This window comes from Corynebacterium cystitidis (assembly GCF_900187295.1).
GTDB lineage: Bacteria > Actinomycetota > Actinomycetes > Mycobacteriales > Mycobacteriaceae > Corynebacterium > Corynebacterium cystitidis.
The window spans coordinates 348,306-362,753 of sequence record NZ_LT906473.1 but is presented as its reverse complement, the minus strand read 5'-3'; the positions used below and the strand labels follow the sequence as shown (position 1 = coordinate 362,753).

Below are 14,448 nucleotides of genomic sequence, written 5' to 3'. Positions count from 1 at the left end.
CATCGTCGGCTTCTGACGCTGCCCGGACCAAGTGCCCTACCTACCGTTTAGCCCAACCCAAATGGCCGGTCGATTGCGCAGTATTTTCCCTGTTCCAGCCACGCTACGAATTGATTCATTAGGTCGGTGAAGTTTAGCTCACCACCAGTGCGAATGATGGATTCCATTGTTGCTACAGCCATTGAGGTGTCATCACTCCAGGTGCCTGCTGGCATCACGGCACCCCAGTGGGACATGACCGTGTTTTCTTGGTCGGCTCCGTGCATGATGCCTAGTGAATACTGCACCACAGTCTCAGAGTAGAGAAACTCGAAAGGTCCCCCAAAGGCATCACCGGTGGCAGCCCCGAGAAGCATCGCGGTTACCTGCTGTGTAGTGATCTCCGTCAGTACTTTCATTAGCGATAGGGGGACGAAGAATTCGATTGATCGACTGTTCGTGAAACACCTCACTAGTCAATTCCTGTATAGTTTTCTGTGGATCCTCAGTATTTGCCAAAAATTCGTCCCTGAACTGCTGTGAATTTCGTTTTACTTTCGCTTCGCCAAGCCGTTCGTAATTTTTTGCGAGACTTTCATACCGACCCAGTACTTCTCTCAACATCAACAATGACAGGCAGGGGTGTTGGAAAAACCAGATCCAGTGGATGGTTCTCTGGCCAACAGAATTATCGGGCTTGTCTTGCTCATATACGACCCTCAGAGCAGGTTTTTCGCCGGTGAAAAGATGGCTTTTTCTGCGGGCATCACACGTTTTCACTTCGGTTAGGACAGGTTTTACCGATTTGTGGTCCACTGCGCTTTCCTCTTGGCTGGGCTGTCCGAACCTTTCCTTCAGGATGCAGTTAAATGCGTTCCTGTCTACCGGCTGGTCGAAATGGATTCTCGATTCTAATCCCGTGTACAAAGCTTCCGTCCCTTCGACACGTGCGGGAACCATTGCTCGCGTGAGAATCAAGTAGACCAGAGGAAGAACTAGGGAGAGAGAGCACACCAAAGCGATCCAGAATACATCCTCTACCTCCTCGAGATAGCTGAAGCTGAGGATTACCAACCCACCTAACCCCAGGAGAAAAAGCAACAGACCAAGGAAGGCAGCCGCAAACCGGTAAATGGGAGGCCAACGAAGATATTTCGACAAATCCCAAGCCCACTTCGAGAGATACAGCCCAAATCCGAAAAAGAATGGCACGGATGATAGCGAATTCAAGCCTGCACTGACTTTTAAGGCCGAGAAAAGAAACTGAGCACACCTCGTTGCGATTACAACCCAGCAGCTCAAAATAAAGACCTCAGCAACGGATGCCCCCAGAATCAACCGATCTAGTCGTCCACAACTGGGTAGCGTTTTAAATCTTAAAGCGCACGATACAATTTTCTTCCTCTGCTTGTCTGTTTCGAAGAGACGCCTGAGGGATTCACGGTCCTGATAGATATAGTCTCCATACAGTGCTATTTTCTCATCAATGTCGTTGATAGATTCTGCTCCCCATCGCTCCAAGCTGTCATGAAGCACAATCGCTACAAAGACAAGGAGCAAGAGATAAATTATCCCCGTTGAAAGAGCTAATCCCAACACGTAGCAGAAGTCTTGAAATAAAAGGATATTGATGTTTTTACCTGTATCGTCGACACCCTTCAACGTCGCTTTCATCGTTTCAGGATCGACTTCATAGAGAAACTGCGAAATTAAGGCAAGGAGGACGATCCAGAAAAGCGCTTGAGATGCCCAGTTTTTCAGACGAATGCGCGCTAGAGGTGAGAAACGCTTCAGCGCTGACGGACTGCCGAGATAATTCTCCGCACCTATTAAAAGAGGGAGGATAACTAATAGCTCCGCGATACTCAGGAGGGGCTTTTCCAAGAATGGGTCGCCAAAGTTGAAGGCTAAATTTAATGCGGCTAAACCAGTAACAACTACAGCGGATATACCTATAGAAATCAAACACGAAAAAACAGCAGGCCACCAATTAATCGGTGGAAGTCGCTCCACAGGCACCTTTAACCCAGGTTTATTATCGTCCATGTACAAACAATAACTTAGTCCATCATCTCGGCCAGTAGTTTTTCGCTGTGGCGCTGGCCAGCTATATCTGCCATCCCGCCGGTGACCAGCACCTCGTCTACCCCACAAAATTCACACAGTTGGCCAAGTTCATCGCGCACCTGCTCCGGGCTGCCAAAAATGCTCATGGCCAGGCTCTCGTCGACACGCGCACGCTGCGTAGCTGTCAAACGCACACGCGAAGCCCGTGGGTCCAACGCATCAAAAGAGCCCGTGGTGCGTGACAGAACACCGGCGACGATCTGCGGCATCAGCAACTCCCGGGCGGCTTCCCTAGTCTCAGCCACCGCGATATCTACAGACACGATGGCCTGGCCAGCGGGGTGAATCTCGCGGTAGCACTCAAGATACGGGTGGCGCTGCGCGCCACCGGAAGCACAATCACCGCGCTGCGCGCCACCGGAAGCGCAATCACCGCGCTGCGCGCCACGGTCAAAAAGGCTCGGCCCGCCTACAATCACATTCACGCCCAGCTGGGCAGCCGTGAGCACCGATTTAAAACCAGCCAACAGCCACACAGGCGTAGCACCGGCGTTGGCAGGCCGGGCAGTAATCTCGGCCTCGCCACGCAAATACGCCAACAACTCCGCAACATCAGCGGGAAACGCGGCCTTCAATTCGGTCGGGTCGCCCTGGCGCAACGCGTCACGCACCGGCTGAGTAAATCCCACCGAATTCCCAACCCCAGCATCAATCCGCCCCGGGAACAACGCCTCCAACACCGCGATCTGCTCCGCAGCCACCACAGGCTGGTGCGCAGGCAGCATGATCCCGGCAGTCCCTACGCGTATCGACGACGTCTGCGCCGCCACAGCAGCAGCCAACACAGTCGGAGCAGACCCTGCAATCCCCGGCACCCCATGATGCTCAGCTACAAAGAAACGGCTAAACCCCAAATCCTCAACATAGCGGGCGTGGTCAAGTGTTCGTTTTAAAGCGTCTGCGTCACTGTCGCCGACGATGGCCTGGGCCCGGTCAAGAACGGAGAAACGCATTTAATATGCCGAACCGGTGTCGGTGTTGCCTTTCTTCCATGTCTCCCAATCAATATTCCAGTAGCCCAAACCGTCCGTACCTGGCAGGGTACCGGCGGTAGTGTTTTGCACCGTGATTGGGTCACCACGTTTCAACATCTGCTGGATCCACGCGGCATCATCAATAGTCATATTGATACAGCCATGGGACTGGTTGTAACTGCCCAATGCGCCCACCGCCCATGGCGCACCGTGAATATAGATGCCGGAATAACTCATCTGGGTCGCATGACTTACCGGGGTGACATAGCCGCCATCCTCCACCGCGTAGCCGAAGGTGGAGGAATCCATTACTAGCGACTCATGCTCATCACCCACCACATAAATACCATTCGGGGTCGCCCATCGCGTACCGTCACGGCCCAGCGAAATCGGGATTTCACGAACCACCGCACCGTTTTCATATACCGTCATCGTCTTCGTCGCGTCGTCGACAACACCGCGAACATCCTTGCCGATGGTAAAGCTCGTCGCGTTGTCCTCCGCACCGTACAAGCCCTCCCCCATGTTCAGACCATAGATATCGGCGTTGACGGTGACTTTCGTACCGGGCTCCCAAAATTCAGCCGGACGCCAGCGCAGCTCGTGCGGGTCAATCCAGTAGAAACCGCCCTCGGTGTCATTAGACGTCTTGACCTCGATGGCCTCTTCTACCGCCTCTCGGTCTTTCGGTGCCGAGGGGAAGCGGAACGTGATAGCCTGCCCAACACCCACCGTTGACCCTTCCAACGGGCCTAGCGCCACACCCGTGGTGTAACTCGGAGTGGGGGTAGAAAAGGTAATCGTCTCCGTTTGCCCCTCAGTGTCCGTGGCCTCAATGGTGTACGTGCGGTTATATCCCAACACTTCCGCAGTGGACCACTTCTTGCCGTCTGCGCTCAGCTTATCCTCAACTACTTTGCCGTTTTCGTTTGTCATCTCCACCGATTCGAGGCCCACATCAGAGACCACAGTCACAGGAGCTGACGGGTCTACATCTTCGGCACCATCTTTGACTGAGAAGGTTGGTGGTTCAGGTGGGACGGCAGTTTCTTGAGCACCATCGGCTGCTGCTGCGGTCGCATCGGCGGGACTAGATTGGGGATCAGTAGTGCACGCTGTGGTTGATACCACCACGAAGAAAACGAGCATTGTAGCAACGAAATTCTGTGGACAGAATACTTTTTTCACGTAAACCCTTAGCAAGTGCGGACAACCCAACTAGTGTGCGTTCTTTTCATCATAGGACCTTACACCAGCGGAAGCCACCCGAAACACAAGTTTATGCATTGTTCACTTTCCCACGAAAACCATTGATGATCAGGCGATTTTACCTTAGGCGAGCTTGGGTGTTATATTTTTCTACGTTGCTTCCGCAGCAGCATGCGCCATTAGCTCAGATGGTAGAGCAACTGACTCTTAATCAGTGGGTCCGGGGTTCGATCCCCTGATGGCGCACCACAAGGCTGGGTCCGAGACATTGTTTCGGGCCCAGTCGCATTTCTGCATGAGGCCGGTAAAAGCTTAACCTTCGAGTTTTTCCACCTGTGCTTTAAAAACGCTCGCCACTGTGGGCTCTGTGAATCCGGTGGAGCCTACGGCCACGGCATGGTGGCCCATCATGCGGTGCATCACCACCAACGTTGTCAGTTCTCCCCGGCGCGACCGCGACTCCACCACCATGCCCGTCACGTCAGGGCCTGGGTCAGTGAGGTGACGCACTGTGTATTCCACGCCGGTTCCTTCGTGCAGGATCGGCTCGCTGCAGTAGGTCAAGATGTCGCTGTACAGTCGCCCTACAGACACCGCTTCGGGGTCTTCCACCGAGTAGATACCGGCGGCGATCTTGTTGTTGTCGTGGCTAAAAGTGCGTGCGGCTGCGCCCACAGTCTGAATCCGGGTAGCCACACCCGTCTGGATCGCTGTGGCACAGTTATCGTCGCCAACCACGGGCAACAGTGCCATGCCGGGTTGAATCTCCTCGCCATCTACTGCTGCCTCATTGGCATGGGTGACACCTGTGACGTTGACGTCGTCGACGCTGACCAGTAATCCCGCAAGCTCGTCTCCGCGTTTCGGCGGACCGTCTGCTTCCGATGAGCACGCAACAGGGCCCGCAACCCCAACCACAAAAAGAATGGCCAAGCTGCGAAGCAGTACGTCTTTTCCTGTTGCCAGCATGTGTGGTGTCCTTTCTTCCTTACCGCTTGGTAGTGAACACGCTTTGAAAATACAGTAGCGCGTCGGGCAGACGCGTTGGAAACAAGTCCAACTAGAAGTCCAACTAGAAGATTCCGACTAGTGTTAGAAAGTATGGGCATTGAGGCGACGGGGTCCGTCACTATTTACGATATCGCCGAGGCGGCGGGTGTGAGCCCGTCGACGGTGTCGCGCGCTTTTTCGCGCCCTGATCGCGTCAGTTTCTCCACAGCCGAAAAGATCCGCCGGATCGCAGAAGAGCTGGGCTACCGCACCAAACTTGAGACGCGAAATTCGGTGCGGACCACAAAAGATACCGTAGGGTTCATCGCGGCAGATTTGAGCAACCCCTTTTTCGTCGAGGTGTTGCGTGGCGCCGCGCACGCGGGGTGGGTCGAAGATGTGTGGATTCACGCCAGTGATGTCCAAGAATCGCCGGAACGTTCACGGTCGGCCGTCGATAAGCTCATCGACCATGTCGATGGCCTGTTGTTGGCATCAGCGCGCCTGTCCAACTCGGAGATCCAAAAGATTGCGCGCACCGTGCCCACCGTAGTGATTAACCGCCCTGTTAACGGGGTGCCCAGCGTGCTCGTCGATAGCTACGATGGCTCCATCCGGCTGGCTGCGCATCTGGCCGACCAGGGCGCGCAAAGCATCACCTACCTGTCGTGGCCGGAAGAATCCTGGATGGATTCGATGCGGTGGCGCGGCTTGCGCGAGGCCACTGGCGGTGGCGCGGGCGACGACTCACCGCTTTTTACCAGGCATATTCCGCTTTCCGACGATCGCCTGGCTGCTGTTTCGAAGATGACGGCCTCAAAGATCACGCTCGCGGCCCCAACGGCGAGCGGCGGGCGCCGTGCTTTCATCGACTGGAAGTCTCACCCTACGGATGCGGTGGCATGTTTTAACGACATGGTTGCGGTCGGATTTCTCCACCAGGCGGCACTAGACGGCGTGCACGTTCCAGGCGATGTGTTAGTGGCTGGTTTCGATAACAATGAGGCCGCTCAGCTGTCCACTCCGAGCTTAACGACGGTTGCCGGGCCACTGCGATCTGTGGGGCGTGTGGCGGCGGCAAACCTGATTGCTTTAGTCCAGGGCGTGAAAAAGCCGATGGCAAAGCCACGCGTGCTGCCTACACGGTTGATTGTGCGGGAATCCACTGCGATCAAGAAATCCCACTAATTCTTTCTCCGTCTCAACCCTTCTCCGCCGAAAGTTGGATGCAACTTTCGGCAACTGCTTGCTTTGTGATCTGGCCCTAACCGACAATATTGTTATGAGTACATCACATGCATCCCACCCAGACCGCCTCCTACCGGCCGATCCGGGCACCCGCGACATCGCGCGCCGCCTCCTGGCCCACGTGGAGGACCTCCCCATCATCTCCCCGCACGGACACCTGGAAGCCCAGATGTTCGTCGACGACGAGCCGTTCACCAACCCCACCGAACTGCTGATTTCCCCTGACCACTACCTCACCCGCGTGCTCCACTCCGTCGGCTATGAGCTCTCCGAACTCGGCGTCGGTGGCCACGAGTGCGACCCGCGTGAGGCATGGCGCATCTTCTGCACCAACTGGCCGCTCTACACCGGAACCGCCACCGGCTACTGGGTTGAGCAGGAATTCGAGCACGTCTTCGGCATCAACCCGGACCGCATCTCCGGCGAAAACGCTGACGAGCTCTACGACGAACTCGATGAGATCCTGAAGCGCCCCGACTTCCGCCCACGAGCGCTGGCTGACACCTTCAACTTGGAAGTTCTCGCCACCACCGACGACCCGTTGGATGACCTCCAGGCGCACAAAGCACTTGCCGACGATGCCTCCTTCACCCCACGGGTCCTGCCCACCTTCCGGCCTGATGCGTACACGAAGTTCTATAACGCACACTTTGCGGACAACGTCGAAAAGCTCATTGACCTCCACGGTGGGGGCAAAACCGGATACGAAGGCTACCTTGAGGCACTGCGAGACCGTCGTCAGTTCTTCAAGGAAGCCGGCGGCACGTCCACCGACCACGGCACCCACGATGCGGAAACCACTCCGCTGGACGCAGCCGAAGCAGCAGCACTGTTCGACAAGGGCCGCAATGGTACCTGGACCCGTGAGGAAGCCCAAGCTTTCGAGGCGAACATGACCTTCCGCATGGCGGAGATGGCCCAAGACGACGGCCTGGTCATGACACTGCATCCAGGCTCCTACCGCAACCACTCCACCTCCACCTTTGAAAAGTACGGCGCGGACGTGGGCCACGACATCCCATTCCAGATGGAATACACCAATGCCCTACAGCCGCTGCTGAGCACCTTCGGTGAGAACAAGGACTTCAACTTCGTCATCTTCACCATGGACGAGACCACATTCTCCCGTGAGATCGCCCCACTGGCCGGCTACTACCCTGCTGTGTACGCGGGCGCACCATGGTGGTTCATTGACGAAATCGATGCGATGAACCGTTTCCGCCAGTACACCACCGGCACCACCGGGTTTAGCCGCTACTCCGGGTTCATCGACGACACCCGCGCATACTGTTCCATCCCTGCGCGCCACAACACCTCACGCCGCGTGGAAGCCAACTACCTAGCCCGGCTGGTAGCAGAGCACCGCATCACCGAGGACCGCGCCGCCGAAATCATCGTTGACCTGATCGACGCTTCCCCAAGGAGGGTTTTCAAGCTATGACCCAGAAACTCAACCGCACCAACTACGACGCACCAGCAGCACCAGTTCGCCTCGTGCACCTCGGCCTTGGCGCATTCCACCGCGCCCACCAGGTCTGGTACACCCAAAAGGCTGACCCAAGCTGGGGTTACTGCTCATTCACCGGCCGGTCCGCCCGCATGTCGGATACCCTCCAGCCGCAGGATGGACTATTCACCCTGGTCACCCGTTCCGGCGACGGCGACTCCCCTGAGGTGATTACCTCACTGGTGGAGGCGCAGCCCGCGTTCAACCTGGCCCGCCTGAAAGAATTGCTTGCAGATGAGAACGTGGCCGTCGTTACGCTCACCATTACCGAGGCCGGCTACCATCTGGCAGAAGACGGCAGCCTGGACACCTCGAACGCCGATGTTGCCCACGACGTAGAAGCATTGCGCGCCGGCAACCCTGAGGAGCTCAAAACCGCGACCGGACGTATCGTTGAGGGATTGAAGGCACGAAAAGAAGCCGGCAACGGTGGCATGGCCATCATGAGCTGTGACAACGTAGCCGATAACGGTCCGCTGACCAAGGCTGCTGTGATCGGCATGGCAAAAGCCGCCGACGAGGAGCTGGCGGACTGGATTGAACAAAACGTGACCTTCCCATCCACCTCGATCGACCGCATCACCCCGGCAACCACCGACGATTTGATCAAGGACGTTGCCGAAGCTACCGGCTACGAAGACGCTTCCCCTGTAGTGACTGAGCCGTTCGCTTCCTGGGTCATCGAGGGTGAATTCCCGGCAGGGCGTCCTGCATGGGAGAAAGCTGGCGTTATCTTTGTCGACGATATCGAGCAGTTCGAGCGCCGCAAACTATGGCTGCTCAATGGCTCACACTCGCTGATGGCTTACTACGCACAGTTGAAGGGCCACGAAACTGTCGCCGACGCCATCAATGATCCGGATGTACGCGAGAAGGTGGAAGCACTGTGGGATGAGGCTGCGAACCACCTCACCGCAGACGGCCTGGACATTCCCGGCTACCGCAAAGATTTGATCGAGCGTTTCGAAAACCCGCGCATCCGCCACAACCTGGCTCAGATCGCGATCGACGGTGGTACGAAGCAGCGGATGCGTGCCGTGCCGATCATGAAGTCTGAGCTAGAAGATGGTCGCGACGGCTCCGCAGCCGCCCTCTCGATTGCTGCGTGGATCGAGTACGTCCTGCGCGCCGACGACATCCAGGACGCGCGTGCCGACGAGCTCGACACCGCACGCAAGGCCGATGACCCTGTCAAGGCACTTGTTGCCGCTCTCGACGAGGAGCTAGCAGCCAACAACGAGGCCGTTGAACGGATCCGCGAGCTTCACGACGAGGTGAAAAGCCTATAACCACACCCCGATAGCTCTGAACATGTTGGCGCAAGCGTGAAATCACGCTTTTCACCCTCGGTGTTATTCATCGGAGGTGGCGCGCCAACGTGTGAAGCGCGTCCCCCAGATTTGGACCGCGCCCTTAATTATTATTTTCATTTTGAAATTTGGTCATTGACAGGAGTAAACCCATGACCACCAAAACCGAGCAATCTGCGCCCCCCGCCACGGGGAAGCTGCCGAATCACCGTGTGCTGACATACACATTCGGTGACGTTGCTAACAACCTCACTTTTATGATGACCTCGATGTTCCTCATGGTGTACATGACGGATATCGCGGGTCTGTCCGCCGGCGTGGCCGGCATGATTTACGGTATTACCAAGATTTGGGCCGGTGTATCCGACCTGATCGCAGGCCAAACAGTTGACCGTGCTGATACCCGCTGGGGACGCCTGCGCCCCTGGATTCTGTGGATCTCGCCAGTCTTAGTCATCGTCTTCGTTTTACTGTTTTCCACCCCTGCTGGCTTGCCGATGGCGGGCACAATCGCCTGGATTTTCCTCTTTGACGCGGCCTACCAGCTGGCCTACTCGTTTGTGAACATCCCGTATGGTTCGTTGTCTGCGGCGATGACTCAGGACCCGGTCGACCGTTCTAAATTGTCGGGTGCGCGTTCTATTGCGTCGTCGCTGACCACGGTTGCCCTGTCCGCTGTTGTTGCACCACAGTTTGAGGACACCACTGCCGATAATATCCGTCTGACCTTCACACTGACCTGTGTGGGACTCGCGGTTCTGGCCCTGGTTTTGTACATGATCTGCTTCGCTAACGCCCGCGAAGTTGTTCCTCGTGGTCAGGCGGAAATCTCACTGAAGAACACCTTCCGCATGCTCAAGCAGAACAAGCCCCTCATCATCCTGTGTTTCGGTGCGTTCTTCTTGCTAACCGGCATGTTCGTCATTAACGCGATCGGCATGTACTGGGCACGTGATGTGCTGGGCAATGCGTCGTGGTACGTGTTCCTGACCTTGGCGCAAACCGGCGGTACCATTTTGGCGGCGTCGTTCGTGCCAACCATTACCAAGCGTTTCGGTAAGCGCTACGGCTACATGGGCTTCGGTGTTGTCGTTGCGTGCGGTTTCGCACTGCTGTACTTCGTCCCGGCTGGCTCCCTGACCATCGCTATCGTCGCATGGTTCCTGTACGGCATCGGCTCCGGAGGAACCAACGCCATGATGTTCTCCATGCAGGCGGACACAGTGGACTACGGCGAGTGGAAATCTGGCATCCGCTCAGAAGGTGGCTCTTACTCCATCTTGTCGTTTGTTCGTAAGGTCGGCCAGGGTGTTGGTGGCTGGCTCGGCGGCGCCTTGATCGGTTACTTCGGTTACGCCTCTGGTGAGGCCACCCAGTCTGCCGAAGCCCTAGAAGGTATTCGCATCACCATCGGCTTTGTCACCGCAGCATTTGCTTTGGCGGCTGTGCTGGTGATGTTCTTCTACCCGTTGACCGCTGAGAATCACGGGGAGATTGTCGACGACCTAAACCAGCGCCGCACCCAATCCGCGATTGGTAAGGCAAAGGGCGTCGATGCCGAGCGCACAATTAATAAGGCTTACGCAGGTGACGGCCGTTCGACCCTGATGCGCCACCAGGACGCAAACCATCCACCAATTGTCACCCTGTTTGGCCTGCGTGGTTCCGGCGCAACCGATATTGGACCAATCCTTGCCAAAGAACTTGGTGTTGAATACATAGGCCAAGCCTTCAGTTCGACTGAGCTGGCGCAGGTGGATGAGAAGGACCTGATCTCTGACAACACGTTCGACCGCTGGATGCGTGCAATTTCCTCCGGTGGCCTGGATGATGGTTCTTTGGCTACTGCTACTGAACAGTCCGCGAACCGCCGGATCGCGGAGGAGAACACTTCGTACGTGTTGAATGCCGTCGAGAACGGTGGCGTGCTGCTGGGCCGCAACGGTGCCCTCGTCTTGGGCGATGTTGTCGGTGCCTTCCACGTTCGACTTGTCGCTCCGCTGGAAAAGCGCATCGAGCGTGTCCAGGCTCAGACCGGCCTGAGCTATGTCGAGGCGCGCGAGCAGTGCCTGACCGAGGACCGGATTCGTGCCGAGATGGCGGATCGCTTGTACTCCTGGGATCCGAACCACGATTCCGATTACGACATGGTGATTAACACCGCGTCGGTGACTTATGAACAGGTCGCAGAGTTCATTGCGTACTCGTTCCGTTCGAAGTATCCAGAGTCGAAGCCTAATGAGGCATCGCTGGAGGCTGCTCCGAGCGCTGCTGAACTTCCTGATAAGGACAACCCGACGGAGCCTTCGAAGAAGTAAAAACCCCGTCGCCTTCCGAGAACACGGACCCACCCGCGCTTGCCGAGTGGGTCCGTTTTTCGCTTCCACGGGTAAAATCGTATCTTTCAGGGTGGGTGTCGGGTAGCCTGAAGGAATAGACAGTTATCCATTTCTTCCATTAATCCCACATGCAGTTAGGATCGTGATAGCCATGGGAAAAAATATCGTCGTCATGGGGGTCTCTGGCTCCGGAAAGTCAACCATTGGCCACATGCTGGGTGAGCAGTTGGGCTTGCCTTATAAAGACGGCGACGAGCTCCACCCGCAGCGCAACATCGACAAGATGGCTGAGGGAATTCCGCTTACCGACGATGACCGCTGGCCTTGGCTGCAACTGATCGGAGAGTGGCTGGCCGATCACCCAGAAGGTGGTTTGATCGGCTGTAGTTCTTTGAAGCGTTCTTACCGCGATAAGATCCGCGAGTTCGCCCCCGACGCCATCTTTGTTCATGTGCATGGTCAACGCGATCTGCTGTTTTCACGTATGTCGGTGCGTCCGGGTCATTTCATGCCGGCTTCCCTGCTGGATACACAGTTGGAGATTCTCGAGCCGCTTGGCGATGACGAGGTCGGCAAGGTCTTCGATATTGAAAACCCTCCTGCGGAAATCGTGGCACAGGCTGCTGCTTGGGTTGAAGAGCAGTAAAGCGCCCGCCCCGTTGTGCCCGGCTACACTTGGATTCCATGAGTACTCGCGCACTAATTCTTGTTGATGCCCAGAATGATTTTTGCACCGGCTCCCTCGCCACTGCGCGAGGCCCGGAGGTTGCCAGCAAGATCGCAGGCTATTTAACGTCTGATGTGGCTCGCGAACAGGACTATGTCGCGGTTGTGGCCACCCAGGATTGGCATATCGATCCGGGCCCCCATTTTTCGCAGGACCCGGATTTTGTCGATTCGTGGCCGGTGCATTGTGTCGCCGGGTCCCCTGGTGCAGCGCTGCATCCCGCGATCGACCCCGGGGCCATCGATGCCTTCTTCCGCAAGGGTGAGTATGAGGCCGCCTACTCCGGTTTTGAGGGCACGTTAGCGCTTCACGACGATGCGCCTGGCCTGGCCACGTGGTTGCGTGAGCGGGGCGTCGATACGCTCGATATCTGCGGGATCGCAACCGATCACTGCGTCCGTGCCACCGCGCTCGACGCCCTGAATGCGGGATTTAACGTCCGCATTCTTTCCGGTATGTGCGCGGCGGTCAATGGTGAACGCGGTGATGCGGCCCTCCACGAGCTCCACGCCGCCGGTGCTGAACTTGCTTAAGAGCGTTTATGGGCGCGCGTTTCCGGACAAGAGGCGCTGCAGTTCCTTCAACTCGTTTTTCTTTTTCCGGCTATTAGCCACAGCCAGGCCGATGAGAGCTACGACGGCGACACCGGCACCAATCAGGACCTTTTGCACCGTCGGATCATTGAGCTTGTCGGTTGCCTGTGCCTTGGCATCGTCGACCAGGTTCTGGGGCTTGGTGCGATTAGCCAGTTCATCAAGCGTGCGTGCCAGCTTTTCGCGGGTGTGCTGAATGTCGCGCTCGATATCGTTGATGTCTCGTGCCATCGTTGGATACTCCCGTACGTTTCAAAGATTATTAATGCTTGCTTCCACAGTAGTGTAGTCACCGTTTTTATGTCGCGGTAAGGTAGAAGACATGTCTGAATCCTCACGTCTTTTAGTCGGCGATTCTGCCCCAGCTTTTACGTTGCTTAACGACGAAGGCACGTCCGTGTCTCTGTCTGACTTTTCGGGACAGCGCGTCCTAGTCTACTTCTACCCGCGCGCCAACACCCCGGGGTGCACCACCGAGGCCTGCGACTTTCGCGACAACCTGACCCAATTCAATGAGGCGGATGTCACGGTGATTGGGATCAGCCCGGACTCCCCTGAGAAATCGGCAAAGTTTCGCGCCGACCACGATCTCACGTTTGTCTTGCTTTCGGATCCAGACAAAAAGGTCATGGCTGCCTGGGGTGCGTTTGGGGAGAAGAAAAACTACGGCAAGGTTGTCCACGGCGTGATTCGTTCCACGTTCCTCGTCGGCGCCGACGGTGCCATTGAGTCGGCGCAGTACAACGTGAAGGCCACCGGCCATGTCGGCCGCTTACTGCGTGATCTGCCCCTGTCGTAATGGCCGAGGACCAAGAACTACTCGTTCCTCGTCGGCGGCCTGCCCAGGCCCGCTCGCGGGAACGGTTTGACCGGATCTTGTCGTCGGCACGCGCGGTGCTAGTCGACGTTGGTTTTGAATCCTTCACCTTCGACGAGGTGGCTCGTCGCGCTGAGGTACCCATTGGCACCTTATACCAATTCTTCGCCAATAAATATGTGTTGATCTGCGAACTCGACCGGGTTGACACCGCCGAAACCGTCGCGGAGCTGAAGAAGTTCTCCGAGCAGGTACCCGCCTTGCAGTGGCCCGATATTTTGGATGAATTCATTGACCACTTGGCGCGCATGTGGCACGACGACCCGTCGCGGCGCGCGGTGTGGCACGCGATCCAGTCCACGCCGGCCACCCGCTACACAGCCAGTGTGACCGAACGCGAGATGCTCGAGCTGATTGCCGACATCATGAAGCCGCTGGCCGCACATGCGCCCTACGAGGTGCGCTACAACCTGGCAGGACTTCTGGCGCATACAGCACAGTCACTTCTTAACTACGCGGTGCGCGACCTCGACCAGGACGGGGGCGAAGAGTCTTTTGCTGGCGTGGTGCCAGAAATCAAGCGGATGGTGATCGCGTACCTCTTCGCGGTCGCCCAAGCATAACTATT

General features: G+C 56.8%; 14 protein-coding genes and 1 tRNA gene. 9 read left to right on the top strand and 6 right to left on the bottom strand.

Annotation, left to right across the window (positions count from 1 at the left end; translation table 11 throughout):
• Positions 1-47: 47 nt before the first annotated feature.
• The 4 genes from CKV99_RS01695 to CKV99_RS01680 are packed head-to-tail and all read right to left on the bottom strand — an operon-like array spanning position 48 to position 4,229.
• Complete coding sequence (locus tag CKV99_RS01695) at positions 48-356, bottom strand: ADP-ribosylglycohydrolase family protein (RefSeq protein WP_157728337.1); 309 nt, start codon at positions 354-356, stop codon at positions 48-50.
• Positions 331-2,025 carry a hypothetical protein gene (locus CKV99_RS01690; RefSeq protein ID WP_092257528.1) on the bottom strand — a complete coding sequence of 565 codons (1,695 nt, stop codon included), beginning with the start codon at positions 2,023-2,025 and terminating at the stop codon, positions 331-333. The genes CKV99_RS01695 and CKV99_RS01690 overlap by 26 nt, the downstream gene beginning before the upstream one ends.
• A 14-nt stretch (positions 2,026-2,039) precedes the next feature.
• The gene (locus CKV99_RS01685; protein WP_092257525.1) at positions 2,040-3,059 is read right to left on the bottom strand and encodes an MsnO8 family LLM class oxidoreductase; all 1,020 of its coding nucleotides are present in this window, start codon (positions 3,057-3,059) and stop codon (positions 2,040-2,042) included.
• Entirely contained in the window at positions 3,060-4,229 is a 1,170-nt protein-coding gene (locus CKV99_RS01680) for a L,D-transpeptidase (RefSeq protein ID WP_092257522.1), read from the bottom strand.
• Between the two features lie 233 nt (positions 4,230-4,462).
• On the opposite strand from CKV99_RS01680, the gene CKV99_RS01675 reads away from it, so the two are divergent.
• A tRNA-Lys gene (locus CKV99_RS01675) sits at positions 4,463-4,538 on the top strand.
• A gap of 63 nt (positions 4,539-4,601) precedes the next feature.
• Here the strand turns inward: CKV99_RS01675 and CKV99_RS01670 are convergent.
• Positions 4,602-5,258, bottom strand: a complete 657-nt coding sequence (locus CKV99_RS01670; protein ID WP_092257519.1) for a hypothetical protein — start codon at positions 5,256-5,258, stop codon at positions 4,602-4,604.
• Positions 5,259-5,390: 132 nt separating this feature from the next.
• Between CKV99_RS01670 and CKV99_RS01665 the strand changes: the two genes are divergently transcribed.
• The 6 genes from CKV99_RS01665 to CKV99_RS01640 all read left to right on the top strand — a co-directional run bounded on the left by CKV99_RS01665 (position 5,391) and on the right by CKV99_RS01640 (position 12,943).
• Positions 5,391-6,467, top strand: coding sequence for a LacI family DNA-binding transcriptional regulator (locus CKV99_RS01665; protein WP_092257517.1), 1,077 nt, complete (start codon positions 5,391-5,393; stop codon positions 6,465-6,467).
• Between the two features lie 94 nt (positions 6,468-6,561).
• Positions 6,562-7,968, top strand: coding sequence for a glucuronate isomerase (gene uxaC / locus CKV99_RS01660; RefSeq protein WP_092257897.1), 1,407 nt, complete (start codon positions 6,562-6,564; stop codon positions 7,966-7,968).
• Positions 7,965-9,323, top strand: a complete 1,359-nt coding sequence (locus tag CKV99_RS01655; RefSeq protein ID WP_092257514.1) for a mannitol dehydrogenase family protein — start codon at positions 7,965-7,967, stop codon at positions 9,321-9,323. The genes uxaC and CKV99_RS01655 overlap by 4 nt, the downstream gene beginning before the upstream one ends.
• 173 nt (positions 9,324-9,496) lie before the next feature.
• Positions 9,497-11,662 (top strand): cytidylate kinase family protein, encoded by a 2,166-nt coding sequence (locus tag CKV99_RS01650; RefSeq protein WP_092257510.1) that lies wholly within the window; start codon positions 9,497-9,499, stop codon positions 11,660-11,662.
• A gap of 172 nt (positions 11,663-11,834) precedes the next feature.
• A complete protein-coding gene (locus CKV99_RS01645; protein WP_231910130.1) occupies positions 11,835-12,329 on the top strand; it encodes a gluconokinase in 495 nt (164 codons plus the stop codon).
• Between the two features lie 38 nt (positions 12,330-12,367).
• Positions 12,368-12,943: an isochorismatase family protein gene (locus CKV99_RS01640; protein ID WP_092257507.1), complete on the top strand. Its 576-nt coding sequence runs from the start codon at positions 12,368-12,370 to the stop codon at positions 12,941-12,943.
• 6 nt (positions 12,944-12,949) lie between these two features.
• Here CKV99_RS01640 and CKV99_RS01635 read toward each other — a convergent pair whose 3' ends face one another.
• Complete coding sequence (locus CKV99_RS01635) at positions 12,950-13,234, bottom strand: DUF3618 domain-containing protein (protein ID WP_092257504.1); 285 nt, start codon at positions 13,232-13,234, stop codon at positions 12,950-12,952.
• A 91-nt stretch (positions 13,235-13,325) separates the two neighbouring features.
• Here CKV99_RS01635 and bcp point away from each other — a divergent pair, with 91 nt between their 5' ends.
• On the top strand, positions 13,326-13,802 hold the full coding sequence (gene bcp / locus CKV99_RS01630) for a thioredoxin-dependent thiol peroxidase (RefSeq protein WP_092257501.1): 477 nt from the start codon (positions 13,326-13,328) through the stop codon (positions 13,800-13,802).
• Positions 13,802-14,443 carry a TetR/AcrR family transcriptional regulator gene (locus CKV99_RS01625; RefSeq protein WP_092257498.1) on the top strand — a complete coding sequence of 214 codons (642 nt, stop codon included), beginning with the start codon at positions 13,802-13,804 and terminating at the stop codon, positions 14,441-14,443. The genes bcp and CKV99_RS01625 overlap by 1 nt, the downstream gene beginning before the upstream one ends.
• The last annotated feature ends 5 nt before the right edge of the window (positions 14,444-14,448 follow it).